This window comes from Undibacter mobilis, from assembly GCF_003367195.1.
Lineage (GTDB): Bacteria > Pseudomonadota > Alphaproteobacteria > Rhizobiales > Xanthobacteraceae > Pseudolabrys > Pseudolabrys mobilis.
The window spans coordinates 2,174,075-2,199,910 of the sequence record NZ_QRGO01000001.1 but is presented as its reverse complement, the minus strand read 5'-3'; the positions used below and the strand labels follow the sequence as shown (position 1 = coordinate 2,199,910).

Below are 25,836 nucleotides of genomic sequence, written 5' to 3'. Positions count from 1 at the left end.
AAACCCCTTAATTTTCGCAGTTAATCGGCGTTAGGGCCCGGGGCATCGAGGCCCATGCTTGACGACGCGTTGCCAGCCATGATTGACGAGGTGTTGATTTCAGCGGCACAAATCGACACGAACGGTTGCGCGACGCCTGTGCGAGCGCCATTTGTGGGCTGAACTCCGTCTCCGGTATCTCCGGCGCGTCCGCATCGTTACGAAAGTGTTCTCATGCCCGCTCCCGCCCCGTCGCTGTTCGATCAATCCGCCCTCACCGACCGCGCCGAGCGACTGGTGAAAGCGGCGCTCGCGGCCGGCGCCGACGCCGCCGATGCGGTAGCGGTGCGCGGCCTGTCGCAATCGATCGAAGTGCGCGACGGTCAGGTCGAGGAGAGCGAAAGCTCGGAGGGCGACGATCTCGGTTTGCGAGTCCTGGTCGGCAAGCGCCAGGCTGTCGTCTCGACCAACGACACCTCGCCGGACGGTTTCACCACACTGGCCGAGCGCGCGGTGGCGATGGCGCGTGTCGCGCCCGAGGACAAATTTGCCGGCCTCGCCGATGCTGAACTGCTCGCCCACGATTTCCCCGATCTCGATCTCATCGACAACAAGCTGCCGGCCGTCGCCGATCTCGAAGCGATGGCGCGCAAGGCCGAAGAAGCCGCCCTCGTCGTCAAAGGCGTCAGCAAGTCCGGCGGCGCTTCGGCGTCCGCCGGCATCGGCGGCATGGTGCTGGTCACCAGCCACGGTTTCCGCGGCGCCTATCTCGGCTCGCGTCACGGCGTTTCAATGATGGCCATCGCCGGTGAAGGCACCGGCATGGAGCGCGACTACGATTATTCCTCAACGCTGCATGCCGAGGATCTGGAAAAGCCGGACGCGATCGGCCGCAGCGCCGGCGAGCGCGCGGTGGCCCGCCTCAATCCGCGCAAGGTGACGACGCGCAAGGTGCCGGTGGTGTTCGATCCGCGCATCGCCAGTTCGCTGGTGTCGCATCTGGCCGGCGCCATCAACGGCTCATCGATCGCGCGCAAGACCTCGTTTCTGCGCGACAAGATGGGCGCCAAACTGTTCGCCGACGGTGTTCGCATCATCGACGACCCATTGCGCAAGCGCGGCCTGCGCTCGCATCCGTTCGACGGCGAAGGCGTCGCCGGCAAAAGGCTGGCGCTGATCGACGACGGCGTGCTCACCACCTGGATTCTCGATTGTACCACGGCGCGCGAACTCGGCCTCAAAACCACGGGCCACGCCGCGCGCGGCGCATCCTCGACGCCGTCGCCGTCGGCCTCCAACCTGCATATGGAGCCGGGCAAGCTGTCACCAGAAGAGCTGATTGCCGACATCAAGGACGGCTTCTACGTCACCGACCTGATCGGCAGCGGCGTCAACGGCGTGACCGGCGACTACAGCCGCGGCGCCTCGGGCTTCTGGATCGAGAATGGCCAGCGCACCTATGCGGTGAGCGAAGTCACCATCGCCGGCCATCTGCTCGACATGTTCAAGAGCCTGACGCCGGCGAACGATCTGGTCTTCAAGCACGCCACCAACGCGCCAACCATCCGGCTGGAGGGCCTGACCGTTGCAGGTCAGTAATAGTATCAGCGACACTGCCTCACTGCGCGGGCCCCTTGAAGCGATCCTGCGCGAAGCCGGCGAGATCGCCATCGCGACATCGCGCCGCGAGTTCAAGCGCTGGACCAAGGGCCACGACAATTCGCCGGTGAGCGAGGCCGACCTCGCCGTCAACGATTTCCTCAAGAACCGCTTGCCGGTGCTGGCGCCGCAAGCAGGCTGGCTGTCGGAAGAAACCGAGGACGACCCGGCTGCGCGCGCGACCGACACAGTGTGGATCGTCGATCCGATCGACGGCACCCGCGCCTTCATTACCAAGCGCCCCGACTGGACGATCTGCGTGGCGCTGGTCGATCGGGGCCGGCCACAACTGGCTGGCGTTTACGCGCCGGTGACGAACGAAATGTTTCTCGCGGCCGCCGGTCTCGGTGCGACGCGCAACGGCACACCGATCGGCGTCAGCAGCGGCGGCGACCTGAGCGGCGCACGAACGGCAGGGCCGCGGCGGTATCTCGATCATTTGGCAACGCTGTCGCCCGGCACGCAACAGCAGCCCAAGGTCTATTCGCTGGCGTTGCGGCTCACCCGTGTGGCCGAAGGTGCATTCGACGTCGCCTTGTCGTCACCCGGCAGTCACGATTGGGATTTAGCTGCTGCCGATCTGTTGATCCATGAAGCCGGCGGCATTCTCACCGATATCGCCGGCCATGGACTGCGCTATAACCGGCCCGAGACGACCCATGGCACACTCATTGCTACGAGCACGGCGCGGCATGGCCCGCTCATCGGCCTGATGCGCGACCGTTTGCCGGAATTCGTCTAATTTCATTCTCCGCCGGAACCGACTCTCGAGGATCAAACGATGTCCGATCAGCCCGCCAAGCAACTTCTTCATCTGGTCATCGGCGGCGAACTGACCAGTTTGGAAGGCGTCGAATTCAAGGACCTGAGCAAGGTCGAGATGGTCGGCGTGTATCCGAACTACGCCTCGGCCTATACGGTCTGGAAGGCCAAGGCGCAGCAAACGGTGGACAACGCGCAGATGCGCTATTTTATCGTGCATCTGCACCGGCTGCTCGATCCGGATAAGCCGGACAAGCGCGATTAAAGCGGTTCAAAACCGCAGATTTTGCTGCTAATTCGATCTCAAGACCGGCGCCGCGGAACATGCTAGACCGTGGCGTCGATCGACGCGCCCCTTTCAAGACGAGCCACGAGCAACCGATGCCATTGATGAAGCGGATCGTTGCATCGGCCGCCTTTCAGTCCGCCGCCGGCTCGATTGCCGCGAACTATTTGCGTCTGGTGTGGCACACCAGCCGTATCGTTCGCGATCCGCCGCACATGTACGAGGAAGTCGAGACGCCGGCCATCGTCGCCTTCTGGCACGGTCAGCACTTCCTCGCACCCTTCATCAAGCGCAAGAACGACAGCCACCGCACCAAGGTGCTGATCTCGCGGCATCGCGACGGCGAGATCAATGCCCGCGCCGCCGAGAAGCTCGGCATCGAAACCATCCGCGGCTCCGGCGCGCATAACGGCGAGTTTCACCGCAAGGGTGGCACCGTTGCTTTCACTGCGATGCGCGACGCGCTCGCCGAAGGCTATAATGTCGCGCTCACCGCCGATGTGCCGAAGGTGTCGCGCATCTGCGGCATGGGCGTCATCAAGCTGGCGCAGCATTCCGGCCGGCCGATCTATCCGATTGCCATCGCCTCCTCCCGGCGCATCGAACTCGACAACTGGGACAAGAGCGCGATCAATCTGCCGTTCTCGCGCATTGCCTTCTGCGGCTGCGGCCCGTTCAGCGTGCCGGCCAACGCCGACCAGACGACGCTCGAAGCCAAGCGGCAGGAGATCGAAAGCGCACTCAACGACATGACGGCGCGCGCTTACGCCATCGCCGACGGCAAGCCGGTGCCGCCGATGCCGCAATTCGGAGATGCCGCGGCAAAGGATCTGTCGGCATGAGCAGCACGCATCTTACCTTGGTGCTGCACACCTACCGCACCTTGTCGCGGCTGCTGATGCCGCTGGCGCCGCTGCTGCTGGCGCGGCGCCTTAAGCGCGGCAAGGAAATCGGCCAGCGCCTCGGCGAGCGTTATGGCCGCAGCAAGCTCGCGCGCCCACCGGGCGCGCTGGTGTGGCTGCATGGCGCCAGTGTCGGCGAACTCATGAGCGCGCTGCCGCTGATCGAGCGTATCGCCGCGCAGGGCGTCAACATGCTGGTCACTTCGGGCACCGTGACGTCAGCCGAGATGGCAGCGCGCCGCCTGCCGCCGGGCGTCATCCATCAATTCGTGCCGCTCGATGCGCCCGCTTATATGCACCGCTTCCTCGAGCGCTGGCGGCCGGATCTGGCGTTGCTCGTCGAATCGGACCTGTGGCCGAACATGGTAATCGAGGCATCGCAACGCGGCGTGCCGATGATCCTCATCAACGGCCGTATGTCGGAAGCCTCGTTCCAGCGCTGGCAACGCCTGCCGCGCACCATCTTCAATCTGCTGCGCCGTTTCGATCTGTGCCTGGCCGGCACGCCGGGCGATGCGCTGCGCCTGACCGAACTCGGCGCGCCGCGCGTCGTCACCACTGGCAATCTCAAGCTCGACGTGCCGCCGCCGCCAGCCGACGCCGCCAAACTGCAGGCGCTCGGCGACGCCATCGGCCATCGTCCGCTGATTGCGGCCGCCTCGACCCATCCGGGTGAAGATGCGCCGATGATCGAGGCGCATCTCAGACTGCGCGGCAACTTCCCGGGCCTGCTGACGCTGATTGCGCCGCGCCATCCGGACCGCGGCGAGGACATCTTGAATCTCGCGCGCGAGGCCGGGCTGAACGCCGTGCAGCGTTCGCGCGGCGAGCCTCTCACCGCCAGCACCGACATCTATATCGCCGACACGATGGGCGAGCTCGGTCTGATCTATCGGCTGGCGGAGGCAGTGTTCGTCGGCGGTTCGCTGGTCGAACATGGCGGGCAGAATCCGATCGAGCCGGCCAAGCTCGGGGCTGCGATCCTGCACGGTCCGCATGTGTGGAATTTCGCCGACATCTACGAAGCGCTCGATGCCGCCCATGGCGCCGAGCCGGTAAGCGATGCCGATCGGCTCACTGCCGCCTTCGCCGCTTTGCTGGCGAATGACGACACGCGCAAGAGTGTCACCACCGCGGCGCGCCGCACCGTCGATGCGCTCGGCGGCGCGCTGTCGCGGACGTTGAAAATGCTCGATCCTTACCTGATGCATCTGATGCTGCGCGGGCGGGGCGATCATGCGTGAGCCCGCCTTCTGGTGGCGTCCGCCGGGGCTCGTCTCGAGCCTGCTGGCGCCGCTGGGCGCGGCCTATGGCATTATCGCCGAACGGCGCATGACGCTGCGCGGCTCGGTTGCCGGCGTTCCGGTGATCTGCGTCGGCAACTTCACGCTCGGCGGCACCGGCAAAACGCCCACGGCGCTGATGCTGGCGGCGGTGCTGCGCGACATGGGCGCGACGCCGTTTTTTCTGACGCGCGGTTATGGCGGCTCGGTCGAAGGCCCGCATCCGGTCGATCACGACAAGGACAGCGCCGCGCAGGTTGGCGACGAGGCACTGCTGCTCGCCCGCGCCGCGCCGACCGTGGTGGCGCGCGACCGCGTGCTCGGCGCCGCTTTCGCCAAGGCAATGGGCGCCAGCGTGGTGATCATGGACGACGGTCTGCAAAATCCGACTCTTGCCAAGACACTGACCATCGCCGTCGTCGATGCCAGGCGCGGCATCGGCAATGGTCAGGTGTTTCCGGCCGGACCGCTGCGGGCCCCGCTCAACATCCAAATGACGCGTTGCGAGGCGCTGCTGGTCGTCGGCGACGGCGAGGCTGCGCGGCCGGTTGTCTCGCGCGCCGGGCCGCGGCCGGTGCTGCGCGGCCGCCTGACGCCGGACCCGGCAGCGGTCACGGCGTTGCACGCTCGCAACGTGCTGGCCTTCGCCGGCATCGGCGACCCGGACAAGTTTTTCGCCACCGCCGAGCAGAGCGGCATTGTCATCGCGCAGCGCCGTGCCTTTGCCGATCATCACCGCTTCAGCGCGGAAGAAGCTGCCGACCTGGTGATGAGCGCCGAGCGCGAAGGCCTATCGCTGCTGACCACCGCAAAGGATCACGCCCGCATGGCCGGCGATCCGGCGCTCGCCGCGCTGGCGGCCAAGGCGCATGTGCTGCCGGTGACAATGGTGGTCGAGGAGAAAGAAGCGCTGCGCAGATTGCTGGCGCGGGCTTTGGCCTAGCGCTCGGTTCGTAGCCCGCATGAAGCGCAAGCGGAATGCGGGAACGGCACCTACGGCCTTGGCGTCTGGCCACAACGCTGCAGCACCGCCTCGGGGGTCGCGTAAGCTTCCTGGAGGTCCACGCTCCAGTATTTCAGTTCGTCAATCGAAATCGGCACGCCGGTAACGGCGCAACGCACGAATCCGCCGGGGCGGACGACACGAAAATCGCCATCGAGATATTTGACCTCGGCCTCGCCATTGGAGGGCTGACTGGGATCGAAGCGGTTGAGCAAGGGGCAGTCTCCAAAGGCACGGCGCAGGAACGGCTGAAGATAATCGCTCCGCCGTCGAAGCGAAACCCGCCGGGCCGGCGCATTTCCCTGTGTGGCCCGGACGCGACACCGCATCGATCGTTGTTCCGGGATCAGGCGCCGTCGGCTTGACTCTGCTTCGCTTGTGTAATGTTATAATATTACATTTATCGGCTGGGGCGGGACCGGTCACGGATCATAAGGATGGCGGAAGCGCCCGCCTTGCGATCATGCAGGGGGCCCTCCCTCACATTCCTGGAGTTCTCCATGTCGCTTCGGTCACGCCGCAGCCTACGGCTTGCTGTGTCTTTTTCCGCCCTTATTGGTGCTGTGCCGGCACTGGCGCAAACTGTAACGCTGCCGCAGGTTACGGTCACTGCGCCGAGCCCGATCCAGCGCGCCGCACCCACGGCACCGGATGAACTTCAGGGCACCCTGCCCATCGTCACCGACCAGTTCGCGCCGGTCACGGTCATCCAGAACGGCGAAATCCGCCGCAGCGGCGCAGCGACCCTCGGCGACCTCTTGTTCGACAAGCCCGGCATCACCGGCTCGCAATTCGCGCCCGGCGCGTCGAGCCGGCCGATCATCCGCGGCCTCGACGTCAACCGCGTCCGCATCCAGGAAAACGGCATCGGCGCCAACGGCGCCTCCGATCTCGGCGAGGATCACTTCGTGCCGGTCGATCCGCTGGTCACCGAGCGCGTCGAGGTCATCCGCGGCCCCGCCACCTTGCGCTTCGGCTCGCAGGCGATCGGCGGCGTGGTCGAGGCCGACAACAACCGCATCCCCACCTTCACTCCACCTCGGTCGGTCTCGACCGAATTCCGCAGCGGCCTCTCTTCGGTCGACAAGGGCGCCGACGGCGCCGTGCTGCTCGATGCCGGCGCCGGCAACTTCGCCCTGCACGCCGATGCCTTCGGCCGCAGTGCCACCGACTACAAGGTGCCGTCCTATCCCTACCGGACCGCGCCCGACCCGGCCGACCTGCCGAACGCCACCCAGCCCGGCGGCTTCAACGGCACGCAGACCAATTCGAGCCTGCGCAACAGCGGCCAGGCGCTCGGCGGCTCCTACATTTTCAACGACGGCTTCATCGGCGCCGCCATCACCACCAACAGCGCGCTCTATCACATCCCCGGCGCCGAGCCGGAAAGCAACCAGACGCGCATCGATGCCAAACAGACCAAGGTTCTGACCAAGGGCGAATGGCGCGCGCCGTCATCGGCCGTCGATGCCATTCGCTTCTGGGGCGGCTTCACCGACTACAAGCACGACGAAATCGGCCTCTCCACGCCAACCGATTTCAGCAGCACCGGCATTCAGCAGACCTTCATCAACAAGGAGCAGGAGGGCCGCGTCGAGGCGCAACTGGCGCCGTTCGATCTGCGCTTTGCCTCGCTGACCACCGCCATCGGCGTGCAGGGCGGCCACCAGATGCTCGACGCGCCGGCACCCGGCGGCATCGGCCTGTGGGACCGCAACACCAACAACCGCATTGCCGGGTACATGTTCAACGAGTTCAAGCTCAACGAACTGACGCGATTGCAGGTCGCCGGACGCATCGAACGCGCGCATCTTGACGGCACCGGCCGCACCTTCGACGCCGTCGGCACCCTGACGCAGACCGCCGCAACACGCGACTTCACGCCGAAAAGCGTCAGCTTCGGCATCCTGCGCGATGTGCCGCTCGACATGACCGCCAGCCTCACCGCGCAGTATGTCGAGCGCGCGCCGAAACCCGCCGAGCTTTATTCCGGCGGCGTGCATGACGCGACCACCACCTTCGACAAGGGCAACGTCAATCTCGGTATCGAAGCGGCGCAATCGCTCGAACTCGGGCTGCGGCGCGCCAAGGGGCCGTTCCGCTTCGACGCCTCGATCTATTATACGCGCTTCAAGGGCTTCATCTATCGCCGCCTGACCGGCAACACCTGCAGCGAAGCGGGCGACTGCACCGCGCCCGCCGAACTCAACGAGGCCATCTACTCGCAGTCCGACGCCACCTTCCGCGGCGGGGAATTCCAGAGCCAGTGGGATATTCTGCCGCTCGGCTCGGGCCAGTTCGGCATCGAGAACCAGTTCGACGTCGTGCGCGCCACCTTCACCGACGGCACCAATGTGCCGCGTATTCCGCCGGTGCGCGTCGGCGGCGGCGTCTACTGGCGCGATGTCAACTGGCTTGCGCGCGTCAAGCTGATCCACGCTTTCGCGCAGAACAATGTCGCCGCCGTCGCGGATTCGACGACCGGCGCTTATGACGATCTGCGCGCCGAGCTCAGCTACAACTGGAAGAACGCCAAACCGCGCTTCGATCAGCTCAGCGAATTCACCCTCGGCATCAGCGGCAGCAATTTGCTCAACCGCGACATCCGCAGCGCGGCGTCCTACAGCAAGGACCAGGTGCTGATGCCCGGCGCCAATGTGCGGGTGTTTGCGAGCGTGAAGTATTGAGAAGCTTGTCCCGGGCGCCTATGCCCCCTCATCCTGAGGAGCATCGCGCAGCGATGCGTCTCGAAGGATGGGGCGGCCCCATGGTTCGAGACGCGTTGCTTCGCAACGCTCCTCACCATGAGGCCGGTCTACCCAAACAAACTACCCTGCCCGCCGCCGCCCTCGTCGCGCGGTTTCTTCGGTCGTGACGGCGGCTTCGGCGTGACCTCAACGACCGTCGTTTCCGTCACCACCGTCTCGCGCACTACGACGGTCGACGCGCCGCCAGCCGTCGCCGCCAGGCGGCCATCGGCAAACTCAATATCGAGCGCAGCGCCGCGCTCAACCTGCGCCGCCGCGCGAACCGGCTGGCCCGCCTCATCCCGTACCAGCGCAAAACCGCGCTTCAAGACTTCGCGATAGGAGAACGCCGCCAGCAAACGCTCGGCGCGCTCGATGCGGGTGTGATGCTGTTTCAACAGCGCCAGCGTGGCGCGGCGCGAGCGCTCGCCGAAGGCCATGACGCGCTCGCGATAGCGCGCGATGCGCGCCTGATGCGCCTGCGCATTGGCGACGAGGCCCGCCTTGAGACGCTGATTGAGCGCGTCGTAGCGCTCGCGCCGGCGCTCCACGGTGTTCGACAGAAGCTGCGGCGCCAGCCGCGTGGCGACGCGCGTATATTGCGTGTGATGCACTTGCGCATTGGCGCGCAGCGCGCGCGGCAGCCGTTCGGCCAATGTATCGAGGCGCTGGCGCGGTTCGGCAAGGATGTCTTTCGGCAGCGCGCGCGTCAGCATCGTAAGTTCGCGGCGCAGCCGTTCCATGCCGCGCTGCATGCAGGCGAGCTTGCGCGAGGCCAGCCCGTTCACCGTCTGCAACAGCTCCACGCGCACCGGCACCGCCATCTCGGCCGCCGCAGTCGGCGTCGGCGCGCGGCGGTCGGAAGCGAAGTCGATCAGTGTGATATCGGTTTCATGGCCGACCGCCGAGATCAGCGGGATCATGCTCGCGGCCGCGGCGCGCACCACGATTTCTTCGTTGAACGACCAAAGATCCTCGAGCGAACCGCCGCCACGCGCGACGATGATCAGGTCGGGGCGCGGAATGGCACCGCCTTCCTTGAGGACGTTGAAGCCCTCAATAGCGGCGGCGACTTCGGCCGCCGACTGCTCGCCCTGCACCCGCACCGGCCACACCAGCACATGGCGCGGGAAGCGATCCGCCAGTCGATGCAGGATATCGCGGATCACGGCGCCGGTCGGTGACGTGACGACGCCGATCACTTCGGGCAGGAACGGAATGAGCTGCTTGCGCGCCTCGTCGAACAGGCCCTCGGCGGCGAGCTTCTTCTTGCGCTCCTCGAGCAGCTTCATCAGCGCGCCAACGCCCGCGGGCTCGAGACTGTCGATGACGATCTGGTATTTGGACGAGCCCGGGAAGGTCGTGAGCTTACCGGTGGCGATGACGTCGAGGCCCTCCTCGGGCTTGACGCGCATGCGGCCGTAGACGCCCTTCCAGATCACGCCCTCGATGACGGCGCGATCGTCCTTGAGCCGGAAATAGCAGTGGCCGGAGGGCGAGGCTCCCTTGAAGCCGGAAACCTCGCCGCGCACCCGGACGAAGCCATAGGCGTCCTCCACCGTCCGCTTCAGGGCGGCGGACAGTTCCGAGACGGTCCATTCGGTGAGGTTGGACGCGGGGGCCTCGGCGCGGCTCTCAGGGGGGATTCGGGGGCTCGGCATCGCATTCGATATACGCGCTCCAGCCCCGCGCCGGAATAGCACCTCGGCCGCGATCCCCATAAGGTCCCGTCAATCTTCCGGCGGGAAAATGGCCCCTGGAGCGATACCATGACCAATCCGCTGGAACACCAGGCTGACAATATCCGCGTCCGGATCCGCTGCGGCGAGTGCCGGACCACCTTCCACGAACGCCTGCAGCGCGTCGTCCACGGCGACCGCGTGCGCTGCCCGACCTGCGGCACCGAACTGCGTTTCCACGGCATCGGCAGCATGCACGACTACGAGACCCTCCAGGACTACGTTCATCACGTCGAGGAACGCACCGCGCACCCGCATTTCGAGCGCTCGAGCGACTAGGGCCACATCCCTGTCGATACCGCCTGCCCCGGCCTTGTCCCCGGCGGTTCCGCCCGCTAAGGCCGGGGCGGTATCAGACGGGGCAGCGCCATGAACATCCTCATTCTCGGTTCCGGCGGCCGCGAGCACGCGCTGGCCTGGAAAATCGCCGCCAGCCCGCTGACGACGAAGCTGTACTGCGCTCCCGGCAATGCCGGCATCGCGCAGGAGGCCGAATGCGTCGCGCTCGACATCGCCGACCACAAGGCGGTGATTGCCTTCTGCAAGGACAACAAAATCGACTTCGTCGTGGTCGGCCCCGAAGTGCCGCTGGTCGCCGGCATTATCGACGATCTTGAGGCCGCAGGCATCAAGGCCTTCGGCCCCACCAAATGGGCAGCGCGGCTCGAAGGCTCCAAGGGCTTCACCAAGGACCTGTGCAAGGCCAACAATATCCCGACCGCGGCCTATGAGCGCTTCAAGAGTGGCGACCTTGCCAAAGACTATGTCCGCAAGCGCGGCGCACCGATCGTGGTGAAGGCCGATGGCCTTGCCGCCGGCAAGGGCGTGGTGGTTGCTGCAACGATCGAAGAGGCTGAAGCCGCCATCGACATGATGTTCGGCGGCGGACAGGACAGCCCCCTTGGCGAGAAAGCCTGGGAGATCGTCATCGAGGATTGCCTCGTTGGTGAAGAAGCTTCGTTCTTCGCCCTGTGCGACGGCGACACCGCACTGCCGCTCGCCTCGGCGCAGGACCACAAGCGCGTCTTCGACGGCGATAAAGGTCCGAACACTGGCGGCATGGGCGCCTATACGCCGGCGCCGGTGATGACTGAGGCGATGAACAAGCGCGTCATGGATGAGATCATCCTGCCCACGGTCGCCGCGCTGAAGAAGGCCGGCGCGCCGTTCAAGGGCGTGCTGTTCGCCGGCCTGATGATCACCAAAGACGGCCCGCAGCTCATCGAATACAACGTGCGCTTCGGCGATCCGGAGACGCAGGTCATCATGCTGCGCATGATGTCCGACCTGTTGCCGGCGCTGATCGCATCGCGCGACGGCCAACTCAAGAATTTCGATCTGCGCTGGTATGCCGACGCCGCGCTCACCGTCGTGATGGCGGCCAAAGGCTATCCGGGCAGCTATCAGAAAGGCACGGTCATCAAGGGCCTCGACAAGGCCAGCGAGATCGACGGCGTCGAGATCTTTCACGCCGGCACCAAGACCGAGGGCGGCAACATTGTGGCGAATGGCGGTCGCGTGCTGAATGTTTGCGCGCGCGGCAAGACCGTGGCCGAAGCGCAATCGCGCGCGTATGCCGCCATCGACCGAATCGAGTGGCCGGAGGGCTTTTGTCGCCGCGATATCGGCTGGCAGGCCATCGCGCGCGAAACGAAGAAGACCTGACCTAACCTGCGTTCACGTCTTCGTCATCGCCAATTTCATTTATGTCGCGCGGTGTGTAACACCGCGAAGAACGCGCGAACAACGAGTGACGCGTAAAGCGCGCATAAATGTCCTTTCGCATGGCGCGCATGCGCATCGACGTTCTATTTTTTGCCGCAAGTCGTCACTAGCTCCGCACCCAAGGGCGACGAACGACCGGAGCTAACAGTTATGAAGAAGTTTCTCATCGCCGCAGCACTCGTCACTGCTGCAGCGTCCCCGTCTTTCGCGGCGACGAGCCACCATCGCCACGTCGTGACGCCGCAACGGGCGGCGACGGACTCCTACGCGATGATGCCCGCCAGCAATGTCGTCGTTCAGGGCGGCCAGGTGCTCGGCGCCGATCCCGATCCGTTCATCCGCGGCCAGATGGAACGCCTGGGCGATCCGGCCAACCTCAACAACTAAGCGCTGATTGAGTGGCAAGGCCCGGCGGTTAGCCGGGCCTTTTCCCCCTTGCACATCGCCGTGACGGCGGCCCCGCGCGCGGGATAGAATATCCTGTCGCAGGGAGACTTTGCCGTCATGCCGGAGCTACCCGATCTCTATCCGCGCTTTGCAACCCACACCGCCGACACGTCGGCCGGCCGCATTTTCGCGCGGGTCGGTGGCGACGGGCCGCCGCTCCTGCTGCTGCACGGCTATCCGCAGACCCATGCCATGTGGCACCGCGTCGCGCCGGACCTGGCGGAACACTTCACCTTGGTCATCGCCGACTTGCCCGGCTATGGCGCGTCCGCGACGCCCGAGCCGGACGACCACCACGCGCCCTATGACAAACGCTCGATGGCCAGAGGCATGGTGGAACTGATGCAGACTCTCGGCCATGAAAGGTTTTGCCTGTCCGGCCACGACCGCGGCGGGCGCGTCGCCTACCGCCTGACGCTCGACCATCCGGCCGTCGTCGACCGTCTCGCCACGCTCGACATCATGCCAACCGCCGAGATGTGGAGCGCCATGGACGCCAAGCTGGCGCTCAAGACCTATCACTGGATGTTCCTGGCGCAGCCGGCTCCGTTGCCTGAGAAACTGATCGCCAACGAGCCGGATCTCTATCTGGAACGAACGCTGGCAAGCTGGACCCTGGCAAAGGATCTGTCCGCTTTCGATCCCGCGGCGCTCGATCACTACCGCACCTCGGCGTCGCAGCCCGCGCGCATCCGCGCCTTCTGCGAGGATTATCGCGCCGGCGCCACCACCGACCTCGCCCATGACGAGGCCGACCGCGCCGCCAGCCGCACCATCGATTGCCCCATGCTGGCGCTGTGGGGCTCGGGCGGCTTTCCCGGCCAGACGTCAGGTCCGCTCGACGTGTGGCGGCGCTGGGCAACCAAGGTCGACGGGCGCGCTATTAAATCCGGCCATTTCCTGCCGGAGGAAAATCCGGTCGAGACCGCCGATGCGCTGATTGCCTTCTTCCGCGCCTGAGGAGGCACCATGCCCGTCGACCGCCAGCAGGCCTTCTCCGGCACCAAGGACACGCCCGCCGCTTTGCGCATGGACGAAGCGCGGCTTGCCGGTTATCTCGCCACGAAGATTGACGGCTTTGCCGGCCCGCTGACGGCGCGGCAATTCAAGGGCGGCCAGTCGAACCCGACTTATCTTCTGGAAACGCCGGCGCGGCGCTATGTGCTGCGCCGCAAGCCGCCCGGAAAGTTGCTACCGTCGGCGCATGCCGTCGATCGTGAGTATCGCGTCATCGGCGCGCTCCATGCGCAAGGCTTTCCGGTCGCCGAACCGCTGACTTATTGCGCCGACGACAGCATCGCCGGCACGGCCTTCTACGTCATGAGCTTCGCCGACGGCCGCGTGTTCTGGGAGCCGTCCATGCCCGGCTCCGAGCCGGCCGAACGCGCGGCGGTATACGACGCCATGAACGACACCATCGCGCGACTGCACACATTCGATCCGGCGGACATCGGCCTCGCCGATTACGGCAAGGGCGAGAACTATGTCGCGCGACAGGTCGATCGCTGGTCGAAGCAGTACCGCGCCTCGCAGACCGAAAAGATCGAGCCGATGGAAAAGCTGATCGACTGGCTGCCGCGCCACATTCCGCCGGCCGGGCCGCCGCGACTGGTACACGGCGACTTCCGCATCGACAATCTGATCATTGCCAGGAATTCACCATCCGTAATCGCGGTGCTCGATTGGGAATTGTCGACACTCGGCGATCCGCTCGCCGATTTCACCTATCATCTGATGGCCTGGCACATGCCACCGAGCGAAAGCGCCGCCGGCACCGCGACATTACAGGGTCACGATCTCGGCGCGCTCGGCATTCCGTCGATGGCCGATTATGTCGATGACTATGTTGCGCGCACCGGCCTTGATCCGCGGCCGCACCTCAATGTCTACCTCGCCTACAATTTCTTCCGTATCGCCGCGATTTTGCAGGGCATTATCGGCCGCGTGCGCGACGGTACTGCAACATCGGATCATGCGCCGGCCAGGGCCGAGATGATCCGCCCGCTTGCCGACAAGGCCTGGGAATTCGCGCGCGAGGCTGGCGCCACGGAATAAACAGTTTCAAATAAACAGAATATTTTACAGGTATCCGAGCGGTTTCATCCGCGTTTCCTTCAGGCGGGTTTGCGTATCTTAACCCCGACAGGAGGTTTCCATGACGGACGCCAGTATCGGCATTCGCGGCATCTCGCCTTTTGCCGGCACGCCGCAGGGCCGCAGGCAATTGCCGGAACGCGGCGGCGAGCGCTCGCTCGCCAAACACGCCGCCGTGACAGACGACGACAACGAGGCTCAAGAGCCCTTGTCGCTCGATCCCGGCCGTCTCATCGACATCACGGTCTGAGGACCGAACCGATTTATTCGGCGGGCGCTTAACGCCGCGCCGTAAAGAACTCCCGCAACAGCGCAGCACATTCGGCCTCGCCAATGCCGCCATAGACCTCCGGTCTGTGATGGCAGGCGGGGCTGTCGAAGAAGCGCACGCCGCTCTCGACCGCGCCGCCCTTCGGGTCGCTGGCGCCGAAATAGAGCCGGCGCACCCGCGCGAAAGACAGCGCCGCCGCGCACATCGTGCAGGGCTCCAGGGTCACATAAAGATCGCAGTTGGGCAGGCGCTCGGAGCCAAGCTTGGCCGCCGCCGCGCGAATGGCGATCAGCTCGGCATGTGCCGTCGGGTCCTTGTCTGCCAGGGTCCGGTTACCGGCTCGCGCCACCACCTCGCCGCCCCGGACGATAACGCAGCCGATCGGCACCTCGCCGCGCGCGGCAGCGGCGCGGGCTTCCTCGAGGGCGAGTTGCATGAAGGAGGGTGATGACATAAACGCCCTCATAGCCGGGCATCACGGCGGAGACAAATGAGCGACAAACCCAGCAGCGGCGAGCGCATCGCCAAGGTCATGGCCCGAGCCGGGCTCGCCTCCCGCCGCGAGGCCGAGGCCTGGATCGAACAGGGCCGCGTCTCGGTCAACGGCCAGGTCATTTCCTCGCCGGCGCTCAACGTCACCCCGTCCGACCGCATCGTGATCGATGGCAATCCGATGCCGCGCCGCGAGCGGACCCGCCTGTTCCTCTACAACAAGCCGCGCGGGCTGGTGACCACCCATTCCGACCCCGAAGGCCGCCCGACCATTTTCGGCGCACTGCCGAAGAAGCTGCCGCGGCTCATCAGCGTCGGCCGCCTCGACATGAACACCGAAGGCCTGCTGCTGCTCACCAATGACGGTGGACTGGCCCGCACGCTCGAACTGCCGACCACCGCCTGGCTGCGCCGCTACCGCGTGCGCGCCAACGGCCGCGTCGATCAGCCGACGCTCGACAAACTGCGCGACGGCATCACCGTCGAAGGAGTCCATTACGGCCCGATCGAAGCCCTGCTCGAACGCGAACAGGGCGCCAATGCGTGGCTGTCCTTTGCCATCCGGGAAGGCAAGAACCGTGAAGTCCGCAAGGTGCTGGAGTCGCTGGGCCTGCGCGTCAACCGCCTGATCCGCGTCTCATACGGCCCCTTCATGCTGGGCGACCTGCCCGAAGGCGAGGTCAAGGAAGTCGAGACCGCGGCGCTGCGCGCCGAACTGGGCGAGAAAATTGTGCAGGACAGTGGCGCCGATTTTTCCGCACCGCTGGTCAGCGATGAGGAGCGGATGCCGCGCAAGCGCCCCTCTCCTTCCGCCCCGCCGCGCAGCGCACCCGCGCCGCGGCAACGCGAAGAAGTCACCGCCTGGGGCCGAGAAAAAGAGCCGCGCTCACAGCAGAAGAAGCGCCCGCGCCGCGACCGCAGCAAGAGCGGTCCCCGCCCCGCCTATCCGAGAAACAGCAAATGAGGGTCGTCGGCGGCCGACTGCGCTCGCGCCCGATCGCCGGGCCGAAGGGCGAAGGGCTGCGGCCAACGGCCGACCGCCTGCGCGAGTCGCTGTTCAACATCCTGGCGCATGGCTACGGCAATCCGGTGGAAGGCGCGCGCGTGCTCGATCTCTTCGCCGGCACCGGTGCGCTCGGCATCGAGGCTTTGTCGCGCGGCGCTGCCTATGTGCTCTTCGTCGATGACGGCGTCGAGGCGCGCTCCTTGCTGCGCAACAACACCGAGCAGCTCGGCCTTGGCGGCACCAGCCGCATCTTCCGCCGCGACGCCACCAAACTCGGCCCGGCCTATCCGCTTGAGCCCTTCACCCTCGCCTTTCTCGATCCGCCTTATGGCAGAGGCCTTGCCGAACAGGCGCTCGCCTCAGCGCGCGAAGGCGGCTGGCTGACGAAGGACGCGCTTGTTGTGGTCGAGGAAGCGACCAGCGCGAAGTTCGCCGCGCCCGAAGGTTTCGAGGAACTGGAGCGGCGGACGTATGACGACTCGGAACTGATTTTCCTGCGCGGGTCATAAGTAACAACATACGCTGTCATGGCCGGACTTGACCCGGCCATGACAATCGTCGCTACCCGAGAAGAAGCTACTTCTTCTTCCAGACCTCGGTGCCCTTGGTGCCGGCATCGGTGCGGCGCCACCACTTGCCTTCGAGCGAGCCATCCGGCTTGATGTCCATCACCATGATGACCACCTTGCCGTCGGCGACCGAGCCGACGAACAGTTTGCTGCCTTCGACCTGGCCGATGCCGACATATTTGCCGCCATCCCATTTCAGTTCGAGCGCGCCGCTCTTGTCCATGGTGACGGCGAGCGTGCCCTCACCATCATATTTGGCGCCATCAGTCTCGGTGCCGGTCACAGTATAGCTGCCGAGCACCTTGGTATTGTCCTGCGCGAAGGACGGCGTCACCGCAGCCACAAGGCCGAGCAGCGCCAATGCAAAGATCGATTTCATGAAAGCCCCCAGAGAATGTATCCGGCGAGAACTTATCGCCATTTGGCGACGATTCCAATAAACGGCGCATCTATATTTTCGGAGGCGACGACCTAACGGACTACGAATTCGATTCGCGCGTCAGAAACATCGCGTAGAAAGGCCGCGTGATGATCCAAAGCACGCCCCATACAAAACCGAAGCCGGACAGCATTACAGCGCCTTGTAAGAAATTGTTTAAGTTTCCCGCAAATGGAAAAAGTGCCCAAGGAAGCGCTATCCCAATAAATGGAATGGCAGCCAAAGACAGGCCCCTTCTTCCTCGGTTTGCTCCAAATACCTCAATCGGGACAAACACGAATATAGTTACGATAATGGCCGGAATCCCTAAGAAAAAGGGCAACATGAGAATATTCCCGGCTTCCGAGGAACGCGATGTCGCGAGGTATCCAGCGATTGCAAGAGTGGGAATGCCGATTTGCATCAGAAAGCGGATGACAACTTCGGACGTTTTCAAGATTGCCCCCTGACATCATCGCTTAAATTCAGCGCCGACCGAACAACCGCTCGATATCCCCAAGCTTCAACTCGACATAAGTCGGCCGGCCGTGATTGCACTGGCCGGAGTTCGGCGTTGTCTCCATCTCGCGCAGCAGCGCATTCATCTCGTCGGGCTTGAGCCGCCGTCCCGCGCGCACCGAGCCGTGGCAGGCCATGGTCGCCGACACGTGCAATAACCGCCGCTCCAGCGGCAGAGAATCGTCCCACTCGGCCATGTGTTCGGCAAGATCGGTGACCAGCCCGCGTACATCGACATCGCCAAGCATGGATGGCGTTTCGCGCACCGCCACGGCGCCGGGACCAAAGGCTTCGAGCGCCAGACCGAAGCGCTCCAGGTCCGCGGCCCGCGCGACGAGCCGCGACGCATCGCCCTCGTCCACTTCAACGATTTCGGGGATCAGCAAGATCTGCCGGGCGATTCCCGATTTATCCAGCGCGGCCTTCATGCGCTCATAGACAATGCGCTCATGCGCCGCGTGCTGATCGACAATCACAAGACCGTCGCGGGTCTGCGATACGATATAGGTCTCGTGAATCTGCGCCCGCGCCGCGCCGAGCGGCTGCTCGATCAATTCAGCATTCGGTGCGAAGCTCTCGACCCGCGCATCGGCCGACGGCGCACCGACATCAAACGCCGCCTGTGCCGCCTCTTCAAAGCCAAGGGCGACATTGCCATGCGTCGGCGACCATGGCGTCGGACGTGACGGCGAATTGCGCCAGTCATAGGGAGCGCGCCGCGCCATCGTGACCGGACGGAACGCGGCAATCGTGGCGCCGCCGCCGGTCGATGCCGCACGCTGACCCTCGCGCACCAAAGCATGTTTCAGCGCGCTGACGATCAGGCCACGCACCAGTCCGGAATCGCGGAAACGCACTTCGGTCTTGGCCGGATGCACGTTCACATCGACTTCGCTCGTCGGCAGCGTGACGAACAGCGCCAGCACCGGATGGCGGTCGCGCGGCAAGTAATCGGCATAGGCGCCGCGCACGGCGCCAACCAGCAGCTTGTCGCGCACCGGCCGGCCGTTGACGAACATGTACTGGCCGAGCGAATTGGCACGCGACAGCGTCGGCAATCCGGCGAAGCCCTCGACACGCACGCCATCGCGCTCGGCATCGATGGCGATGGCATTGGCGCGGAAGTCGGCGCCCAGCACGTCGCCGAGCCGCATCAGCGGCTCCTCCTCGCCGGCCGCGCTCCAGGTGACCGGCGCACGGTCTTCGCCCGCCAGCGTGAAGGCGACATCGGGACGGCTCATCGCCAGCCGCCGCACCACCTCGCGCACCGCCTCGCCCTCGCTCCGGTCAGTCTTGAGAAACTTCAGCCGCGCTGGCGTCGCGTAAAACAGATCGCGCACCTCGATCGTGGTGCCTTCGCCGAGTGCCGCCGGTTTGATATCTGATTTGTCGCCGGCATCGACCGTCAGCGTCCAGGCATGCGGCTCGCTTTTGTGCCGCGTCGTGATGGTCAGCCGCGCCACCGAGCCGATCGACGGCAAAGCCTCGCCGCGAAAGCCGAGCGTGTGGATCGCCAGCAGGTCGTCGCCATCGAGCTTGGAGGTGGCGTGACGCTCGACGCACAAGTCGAGATCGGCACGCGTCATGCCGGCGCCGTCGTCGGTGACACGGATCAGCCGCCGCCCGCCGCCGTCTGTCAGCACGTCGATGCGCTTGGCGCCGGCATCGAGCGCATTCTCGACCAGTTCCTTGACGACGCTGGCCGGACGCTCGACCACCTCACCGGCGGCGATGCGGTTGACGACGGCTTCGGAGAGTTGGCGGACGGGCATAAAAAATGGGCCTGATTCGGGAGTTCGGCCCCAATCTAGTGGTCCAAGGCGGCCGCCGCGAGGCCACGCCCCCGGCTGTGCCCGTTATCCCGCCTTTGGCGGCGCCTCAGGATGAGGCCGAATTAGTCCCAGTTGCCTTTGCCGCGGCCGGCCTTGATCTCGCTGCGGCGTTTCTTGCCCTCGACCCGCTTTTTCTTCTCGGATTTCGGTACCTTGGTCTCGCGCCGTACGGTGGGACGCACCGCCGCCTGGCGGATCATGTCGAACAGCCGCTCGCGAGCCTCGGCACGGTTACGCGACTGGTCGCGGTGCTCCTGCGCCACGATGACGATGACGCCGTCCTTGGTCAGCCGCGACCCGGCGAGCTTCATCAGGCGAATGGCGACGTCATTCGGCAGCGACGGCGAGTGCCGCGCGTCAAAGCGCAGTTGCACCGCCGACGACACCTTGTTGACGTTCTGCCCGCCCGGCCCCGAGGCGCGCACGAAGCTTTCCTCAAGCTCGGAGTCGTCGATAGAAATGGTGGACGTGACTTGGTGCATCACTCGCCTGTCATGCCCCGCGAAAGCGGGGCATCCAGTATACACTGAGTCTGCTGGACCGCCCGCTGGCGCGGGCGATGACAGTTACTGGGTCAAATACTTCTTCGCCAGCACCTTGCCCTCTTCCACCGCCGGCTGGTCGAAAGCGTCGACGCCGATGAGATGCGCGGCGATAATAGTCTCGAGCATAAAGTGCATGAGCAGTTCGCCCATGCTCTGCTCGTCGATGACCGGCAAATGGATCGTGCGCACCGGGCAGCCGTTCTTGGCCAAGGTTTCGGCGGTGGCGCGGCCCTGCGCGCCGACCAGATCGCCGATGGTTTTGCCGCCAAAGCCCGCCTCGCCGGCGATCTCCGACAGTTTCTTGTCCATGCGCGGGCCCTTTCCGGCGCGGTCGGTGGTGATGACCGTGAACAGTTTGTCGCGCGGCCCGGCGATGAAGAGCTGCAACTGGCTGTGTTGGTCGACCGGACCGAGAGCGCCGATCGGCGTTGTGCCCTTGCCGTCCTTGCCGAGACTTTCGGCCCAGAGCTGCCCATACCAGCGCGTGAATCGCTCCAGCCGGTCGGCATAGGCCATGACGACGCTGATGCCTTTGTTCTTGGTCTCGGCAAGCGCGACCGAAAGCGCCGCGCCGACCGCCGCCGGCACATCGGTGGCCTTCTTCTTGGCCAGCACCGGCTTGAACGCCAGCGCCGCGCCGGCGCGGATCGCCGTCACATCGAGGCCGAGCATCGCCGCCGGCAGCAGGCCGACATTGGTCAGCACCGAGAAGCGGCCGCCGACGCCGGTGTGATGCTCCAGCATGGGCACCTTGTACTGGCCGAGCAGATCGCGCAGGCCGTTCTTCTTGCCCGGCTTGGCCGACTCGGTGAGGCCGAGGAAAATATCGGGAATGCGGGGCCCGAGGCTCGCCTCGTGCAGCGCCGACAACACGGCGATGGTCTGCATCAGCGTTTCACCGGTGCCGCCGGACTTCGAGATCGACACGAAGCGCGCGGTCTGTAGCGGTAGATGCTTTAGCAGCGCGGCGAAGGAATCCGGGTCGAGATTGTCCATGAAATGCAGCCGCGGCCCGGCACGCAAAGCACCGACACCCGGCACCATGTGGCCGGCAAGCTGAGCCAGGGTCTGGCCGCCGAGACTGGAACCGCCGGTGCCGAGCATCACGATGTCGGTGGCGCGATCGGCCAGCGCAATCGCCGCATCGCGCAACGGCGGCAGATCGGACGTCGTCTCCGGCAGGTTCAGAAGCGGCAGGCCTCCATCGCCATGACGCGCGCGCAGCCAGTCGAGCGCCCCCTCGGCGCGGGCGAGCGCGGCCTCGAGCGCCTCGGCGGACACGCCATGCTGGCCGACATTCTGTTGAAGCGCGCTGTCGATGGATTGGGTCAGGGGCATGATGGGGAGATTACTTGAAAACCATGAAACTTAAACGCACGGGCCGTGCAAATGTTCACTGCGTAGTCGACGCCAGCCCCTTCGGCCGGCCCGCCACCGTCACCAGCATGCCGCCACCGAACAGACGCTTGGCGACGCGCTTGGCATCGGCCAGCGTCACGGCGTCGATCATGGCCGAGCGCTTGTCGATATAGTCGATGCCGAGATCGTCGAGCTGGATCTGCGTCAGCTGCCCGGCGATTTTCGAGGAGGTGTCGAGCGACAAGGGATAGGCACCCTTGAGATAGTCCTTGGCGGCGGCGAGTTCGTCGGCGGTCGGACCTTCCTCCGCCATGCGCTTGGTCTCGGCCTCGATGATCGAAAGCGCCTCGGCGGTACGGTCGGCACGGGTAGCGGTGCCGCCGATGAACAGCGCGGCGGATTTGAACCAGACGAGACTCTCCGACACGCCGTAAGCGAGGCCGCGCTTCTCGCGCACTTCCTTGTAGAGCCGCGACGAGAAGGTGCCGCCGCCGAGGATGTGGTTGACGATATAGCCCGCCATGAAATCAGGATCGTTGCGCTGAATGCCGGCCCCGCCGAAAGTGATGACGGCCTGCGGCACATCGACGTCGGTGACGATGCGGCGGCCAAGTCCGGCCAGCCTGGCCTCCGGCACCGGCTTGAGATCGTTCTTCTCCGGCAGCGACCCGAATGCCTTGTCGATCAGTTCGCCGGCGGCCTTGGCGTCGATATCACCGACGATGGAAATGGTCAGGCCGTTGCGGGCAAAGACGCGGCGCGTGTAATCGCGCAAGTCGGCGACCGCAATGCGCGGCACGCTCTCCAGCGAGCCCTTGGTCTCGCGGCCATAAGGATGATCGGGAAACGCCGCCTGCCACCATGCGCGGCTGGCGATATTGTTCGGATTGGTGGTCTCGCGGCGCAACCCCGAGATTTCCTGAGCGCGCACGCGCTCAACCGCCTCGGCGTCGAAGCGCGGCTGCGACAAAGCGAGGCGCAGCAGGTCGAAGGCTTCGTCGCGGTTGTCGTTAAGCACGCGCAGCGAGCCATAGAACTGATCGCGCGTCGCGCTGAACGACAATTCGATGGCGCGGCGCTCCAGCCGGTCATGGTAGGCCTTGCTGTCGAGTTCGCCAGCGCCTTCGTCGAGTGTGTCGGCGACGAGGTTCGCCGTGCCGGCCTTGTCGGCCGGGTCCTGCGCCGAACCGCCGGCGAAGGCATAGCTCATGGCGATCAGTGGCACCGCCTTCTCACGCACCAGCCAGGCCTTGATACCCTTCGGGCTGACGACCTTCTCGATCGTCACCGCGCCGGCCGGCGCAAGCCCGACAAGCGCGAACGCAGCCGCGGCCGCGATAACAGCGACGAGACGCCTCATGAACGCTTCCCTCCGGCGCTGGCAGGCTGCAGCTGCTCGGCCTTGCCAGCCTTCGGCGTTTCATCCTTGACGAGATAACCTGTCACTGAACGCTTCTTGTCGAGCCAGGCACGCGCGGCTTCCTGAACCTGCATCGCGGTCACGGCGCGAATGCGCTCCGGCCATTTCTGCACATCTTCGACCTTGGCGCCGCTCATCAGCGCCTGGCCGTACCACCGCGCCATGGTGGCCTGGTTGTCCTGGGCGTAGACCGCATCCGCAATCAGCCGCGACTTGGCACGATCGATTTCGTCGTCGCTCACGCCCTTCTCGATCACCGCTGTGATGACGGCGTCGGCGGCGGCCTCGAACTCGGTGAGGCTCACACCGCGTGCCGGCACGCCGTAGACGGAGAATTTTGCCATGTCATAAGCGGAGGCGTCGTAGTAGGCGCCGGCGTTGACAGCGACCGGCTTGTCGACGACCAGCGCGCGATAAAGCCGGCTGTTAGATCCGGTGCCGAGAACATGCGCCAGCACTTCCAGCGCCTCGGACTCGCCGGCCTTGGCCAGGCGGAACGATGGCGCTAGATAAGAGCGCTGCATCATCGGCTGCTCGACGCGCGGATCGGCCAGGGTCAATGAGCGCGCGGCCGCGGGCGGCGGCTCCTGCGGACGATCACGCGGTGGCAGATTGTTGTGCGCCTTGATCTGGCCGTAGGTCTCTTGCGCAAACTTCAGCGCCTGCTCCGGCTCGACATCGCCGGCGACGATCACCACGGCATTGTTGGGGCCGTAGAAGCGGCGGTAGAAAGCGATGGCGTCGTCCTTTGTCAGCCCTTCCATCTCGTGACGCCAGCCGATGACCGGTCGGCCATACGGGGAATTGAGAAACAGTGCGGCGTCCATCTGCTCGCCGAGCCGGGCGCGCGGATTGTTCTCCATGCGCTGGTTGCGCTCCTCAAGAATGACGTCACGCTCGGGCAGCACCACCGCGTCGGTCAGAACGAGGCCGGTCATGCGATCGGCTTCGAACTCCATCACGGCTTTCAGCTTCTCGCCCGGCACGCGCTGGTAATAGCCGGTGTAGTCGTTCGAGGTGAACGCGTTCTCCTGGCCGCCCATACGCGCCACGACGGACGAGAAATGCCCGGCCGGATTTTTGGCGGTGCCCTTGAACAGCAGATGTTCGAGAAAATGCGCGAGGCCCGATTTGCCCGGCGTCTCGTCGGCGGCGCCGACCTTGTACCAGATCATGTGGGTGACCACCGGGGCGCGGCGATCGGGAATGACGATGAGTTCAAGGCCGCTGTCGAGCTTGAAGTGCGAGACCTTAAGCTCGGCCGCGGAAGCAGCAACGGGCATCGCTGCCATAGTCGTGATCGCGCCGAGCGCTGCGACGAATATTGCGGCGCCGACACGGGCTGACAATTTCATGAAAGTCACTGGGTAAGGCCCTATGGCGTTAGCGTTGGCGCGCCCCACGCGCGGACAAACGATACACGCCCGAGCGCTGTGCCTTGCGGCTCAGTGATCGGGCGCGCTGACGCCCTTCGATTCAAGATAGTTCGTCGCCTTCGGCGCTTCCTTGCGATCGATCACGCCATAAGGCTGGTCCGCCGACGGCGTCTGGTAGCCGGTCGGCGGATCGGTCAGCGATGCGCGCGGCGGCTCGCCGGTGAAGCGGGCAATTTCATCTTCCTTGCCGCCGAACATATTGCTGAACAGACCGCCGCGGTAGCCGAGTTGCGACGATGTCAGGCGCTGGCCCTCACCGGATTCGGTCCAGGTGCCAGCGGTGCGGTTCGGATCGTTGGCGACACGGGGCACCCGATTGGTGGCGGAAGCACCGGGCGTCAATTCGTTCGGGCTCAGCACGCGCTGAGCGTCACGCTGCTGCTCATCGGCAGATTTGTAGCGGTCAAGGCGTGCCTGCTTGGCTGCCTGCTTCTTGCGCTGAATGTCGGGGTCTTTCGGCCAGGCCGGATTATTGGCGATAGCGGCGTCGGGCTTTTCCGGGATCGGCAGGTTCACGCTCGGCGGAATGACCAGCGGAGCACGCTCCTGGTAGTTGATAATCTTCTGGCCGTCTTTGACGAAGCCGAGCCCTTCCATGACATTGCGGAGAATCTTGCTGTCGAAGGCTTCGTCTTCGTCGCCATCCTCGGCGCGCGCGGGAGCGACCAGCACCGACAAAGTGACGGCGAATACGGCGGCCGCGATCACGGCCTGTCGGGGGAAGCGGCGAACAATCATGGAACTGGCCCCTTCTTTCAGTAAATCGCCGAATTAAGCTTTTCGGACCCTAAGGTCGCCCGGCTAGGCCTATTGCCTTGGGATCAGGGCGCTTTTACGGCATGGTCCCCAAAGAAGGACTCATACAGCAGGCCCGCGACCCCGGCAACGATGGCCACGTCAGCGAGGTTAAAAACGTACCAGTTGAAGTGCCAGCCTGCCCCGGAAACGTGAAAAAACACGAAATCGACCACCCAGCCATGGAGCAGACGGTCGACGGTATTGCCGGCGGCGCCGCCAATGATCAGGCCGAGTGCCAGAGCCGTGAAGCGGTTTTCGGCCTTGGCCAGCCAAGCCCAGAGCAACAGAACCGCCGCCGCCTTGAAGCCGACCAGCAACCACTGCCCGGCCTCGCCGGGCATTTGGAACAGGCCGTAGCTGATGCCGTAATTGCGGGTCAGCACGAAATCGAGAAACGGCGCCAACCGCACCGGATTGGCGTCGAGATCATGAATGAACAGCAGATAGAGCTTGGAGCCCTGATCGGCCAGGCCGGCCACGACGGCCACGGCAAGGCCGTACCAGGTGAGCGGGCCGAAGAGGTACTGCTTCAGGTTCATGCGGCC

27 protein-coding genes are annotated in these 25,836 nt (G+C 65.1%); 15 read left to right on the top strand and 12 right to left on the bottom strand.

Annotated features, from left to right (window positions below):
* Positions 1–213: 213 nt before the first annotated feature.
* The 6 genes from DXH78_RS10450 (at position 214) to lpxK (ending at position 5,814) form a co-directional block, all read left to right on the top strand.
* On the top strand, positions 214–1,578 hold the full coding sequence (locus tag DXH78_RS10450) for a TldD/PmbA family protein (protein ID WP_115516971.1): 1,365 nt from the start codon (positions 214–216) through the stop codon (positions 1,576–1,578).
* Entirely contained in the window at positions 1,565–2,380 is an 816-nt protein-coding gene (locus DXH78_RS10445) for a 3'(2'),5'-bisphosphate nucleotidase CysQ (protein ID WP_245416790.1), read from the top strand. The genes DXH78_RS10450 and DXH78_RS10445 overlap by 14 nt, the downstream gene beginning before the upstream one ends.
* Positions 2,381–2,419: 39 nt before the next feature.
* A complete protein-coding gene (locus DXH78_RS10440; protein WP_115516970.1) occupies positions 2,420–2,665 on the top strand; it encodes a DUF4170 domain-containing protein in 246 nt (81 codons plus the stop codon).
* 116 nt (positions 2,666–2,781) lie between these two features.
* Positions 2,782–3,528 carry a lysophospholipid acyltransferase family protein gene (locus DXH78_RS10435; protein WP_115516969.1) on the top strand — a complete coding sequence of 249 codons (747 nt, stop codon included), beginning with the start codon at positions 2,782–2,784 and terminating at the stop codon, positions 3,526–3,528.
* On the top strand, positions 3,525–4,832 hold the full coding sequence (locus DXH78_RS10430) for a 3-deoxy-D-manno-octulosonic acid transferase (RefSeq protein WP_115516968.1): 1,308 nt from the start codon (positions 3,525–3,527) through the stop codon (positions 4,830–4,832). The genes DXH78_RS10435 and DXH78_RS10430 overlap by 4 nt, the downstream gene beginning before the upstream one ends.
* Positions 4,825–5,814 carry a tetraacyldisaccharide 4'-kinase gene (lpxK, locus tag DXH78_RS10425; RefSeq protein ID WP_115516967.1) on the top strand — a complete coding sequence of 330 codons (990 nt, stop codon included), beginning with the start codon at positions 4,825–4,827 and terminating at the stop codon, positions 5,812–5,814. Before DXH78_RS10430 ends, lpxK begins: the two co-directional genes overlap by 8 nt.
* 50 nt (positions 5,815–5,864) lie before the next feature.
* Here the strand turns inward: lpxK and DXH78_RS10420 are convergent, their stop codons facing one another.
* Entirely contained in the window at positions 5,865–6,089 is a 225-nt protein-coding gene (locus DXH78_RS10420; RefSeq protein ID WP_115516966.1) for a DUF2093 domain-containing protein, read from the bottom strand.
* Between the two features lie 285 nt (positions 6,090–6,374).
* On the opposite strand from DXH78_RS10420, the gene DXH78_RS10415 reads away from it, so the two are divergent.
* Positions 6,375–8,561 (top strand): TonB-dependent receptor, encoded by a 2,187-nt coding sequence (locus DXH78_RS10415; RefSeq protein WP_115516965.1) that lies wholly within the window; start codon positions 6,375–6,377, stop codon positions 8,559–8,561.
* Between the two features lie 128 nt (positions 8,562–8,689).
* On the opposite strand, the gene xseA is transcribed toward DXH78_RS10415, so the two are convergent.
* Positions 8,690–10,282 carry an exodeoxyribonuclease VII large subunit gene (gene xseA / locus DXH78_RS10410; RefSeq protein WP_115516964.1) on the bottom strand — a complete coding sequence of 531 codons (1,593 nt, stop codon included), beginning with the start codon at positions 10,280–10,282 and terminating at the stop codon, positions 8,690–8,692.
* A gap of 108 nt (positions 10,283–10,390) precedes the next feature.
* Between xseA and DXH78_RS10405 the strand changes: the two genes are divergently transcribed.
* The 6 genes from DXH78_RS10405 to DXH78_RS10380 all read left to right on the top strand — a co-directional run bounded on the left by DXH78_RS10405 (position 10,391) and on the right by DXH78_RS10380 (position 14,876).
* The gene (locus DXH78_RS10405; protein ID WP_115516963.1) at positions 10,391–10,639 is read left to right on the top strand and encodes a zinc ribbon domain-containing protein; all 249 of its coding nucleotides are present in this window, start codon (positions 10,391–10,393) and stop codon (positions 10,637–10,639) included.
* 90 nt (positions 10,640–10,729) lie between these two features.
* Positions 10,730–12,025 (top strand): phosphoribosylamine--glycine ligase, encoded by a 1,296-nt coding sequence (gene purD, locus DXH78_RS10400; protein ID WP_115516962.1) that lies wholly within the window; start codon positions 10,730–10,732, stop codon positions 12,023–12,025.
* Between the two features lie 210 nt (positions 12,026–12,235).
* Entirely contained in the window at positions 12,236–12,472 is a 237-nt protein-coding gene (locus DXH78_RS10395) for a hypothetical protein (protein WP_115516961.1), read from the top strand.
* Between the two features lie 117 nt (positions 12,473–12,589).
* Entirely contained in the window at positions 12,590–13,492 is a 903-nt protein-coding gene (locus DXH78_RS10390) for an alpha/beta fold hydrolase (RefSeq protein ID WP_115516960.1), read from the top strand.
* Positions 13,493–13,501: 9 nt separating this feature from the next.
* On the top strand, positions 13,502–14,587 hold the full coding sequence (locus tag DXH78_RS10385) for a phosphotransferase family protein (protein ID WP_115516959.1): 1,086 nt from the start codon (positions 13,502–13,504) through the stop codon (positions 14,585–14,587).
* A gap of 100 nt (positions 14,588–14,687) precedes the next feature.
* Complete coding sequence (locus DXH78_RS10380; RefSeq protein WP_115516958.1) at positions 14,688–14,876, top strand: hypothetical protein; 189 nt, start codon at positions 14,688–14,690, stop codon at positions 14,874–14,876.
* A gap of 28 nt (positions 14,877–14,904) precedes the next feature.
* On the opposite strand, the gene DXH78_RS10375 is transcribed toward DXH78_RS10380, so the two are convergent.
* Complete coding sequence (locus tag DXH78_RS10375) at positions 14,905–15,351, bottom strand: nucleoside deaminase (protein ID WP_115516957.1); 447 nt, start codon at positions 15,349–15,351, stop codon at positions 14,905–14,907.
* A gap of 36 nt (positions 15,352–15,387) precedes the next feature.
* On the opposite strand from DXH78_RS10375, the gene DXH78_RS10370 reads away from it, so the two are divergent.
* Together DXH78_RS10370 and rsmD are read left to right on the top strand one after the other, a co-directional pair.
* Positions 15,388–16,353, top strand: coding sequence for a pseudouridine synthase (locus tag DXH78_RS10370; protein WP_115516956.1), 966 nt, complete (start codon positions 15,388–15,390; stop codon positions 16,351–16,353).
* Positions 16,350–16,904: a 16S rRNA (guanine(966)-N(2))-methyltransferase RsmD gene (gene rsmD / locus DXH78_RS10365; RefSeq protein WP_115516955.1), complete on the top strand. Its 555-nt coding sequence runs from the start codon at positions 16,350–16,352 to the stop codon at positions 16,902–16,904. The genes DXH78_RS10370 and rsmD overlap by 4 nt, the downstream gene beginning before the upstream one ends.
* 67 nt (positions 16,905–16,971) lie before the next feature.
* Here the strand turns inward: rsmD and DXH78_RS10360 are convergent, their stop codons facing one another.
* From DXH78_RS10360 to lspA, 9 genes are all read right to left on the bottom strand, one after another.
* Entirely contained in the window at positions 16,972–17,343 is a 372-nt protein-coding gene (locus tag DXH78_RS10360) for a flagellin family protein (RefSeq protein WP_115516954.1), read from the bottom strand.
* A gap of 100 nt (positions 17,344–17,443) precedes the next feature.
* Complete coding sequence (locus DXH78_RS19630) at positions 17,444–17,839, bottom strand: hypothetical protein (RefSeq protein ID WP_147292610.1); 396 nt, start codon at positions 17,837–17,839, stop codon at positions 17,444–17,446.
* 28 nt (positions 17,840–17,867) lie between these two features.
* Positions 17,868–19,673 (bottom strand): DNA mismatch repair endonuclease MutL, encoded by a 1,806-nt coding sequence (gene mutL, locus DXH78_RS10355; RefSeq protein ID WP_115516953.1) that lies wholly within the window; start codon positions 19,671–19,673, stop codon positions 17,868–17,870.
* Positions 19,674–19,795: 122 nt separating this feature from the next.
* The gene (gene arfB, locus DXH78_RS10350; protein ID WP_115516952.1) at positions 19,796–20,215 is read right to left on the bottom strand and encodes an alternative ribosome rescue aminoacyl-tRNA hydrolase ArfB; all 420 of its coding nucleotides are present in this window, start codon (positions 20,213–20,215) and stop codon (positions 19,796–19,798) included.
* 84 nt (positions 20,216–20,299) lie between these two features.
* Positions 20,300–21,616, bottom strand: a complete 1,317-nt coding sequence (locus tag DXH78_RS10345) for a glucose-6-phosphate isomerase (protein ID WP_115516951.1) — start codon at positions 21,614–21,616, stop codon at positions 20,300–20,302.
* Positions 21,617–21,671: 55 nt separating this feature from the next.
* Positions 21,672–22,997: a M16 family metallopeptidase gene (locus DXH78_RS10340; RefSeq protein ID WP_115516950.1), complete on the bottom strand. Its 1,326-nt coding sequence runs from the start codon at positions 22,995–22,997 to the stop codon at positions 21,672–21,674.
* Entirely contained in the window at positions 22,994–24,412 is a 1,419-nt protein-coding gene (locus DXH78_RS10335) for a M16 family metallopeptidase (RefSeq protein WP_115516949.1), read from the bottom strand. Before DXH78_RS10335 ends, DXH78_RS10340 begins: the two co-directional genes overlap by 4 nt.
* 90 nt (positions 24,413–24,502) lie before the next feature.
* Positions 24,503–25,231 (bottom strand): hypothetical protein, encoded by a 729-nt coding sequence (locus DXH78_RS10330; protein WP_115516948.1) that lies wholly within the window; start codon positions 25,229–25,231, stop codon positions 24,503–24,505.
* Between the two features lie 83 nt (positions 25,232–25,314).
* The gene (gene lspA / locus DXH78_RS10325; protein WP_115516947.1) at positions 25,315–25,830 is read right to left on the bottom strand and encodes a signal peptidase II; all 516 of its coding nucleotides are present in this window, start codon (positions 25,828–25,830) and stop codon (positions 25,315–25,317) included.
* Between the last annotated feature and the right edge of the window lie 6 nt (positions 25,831–25,836).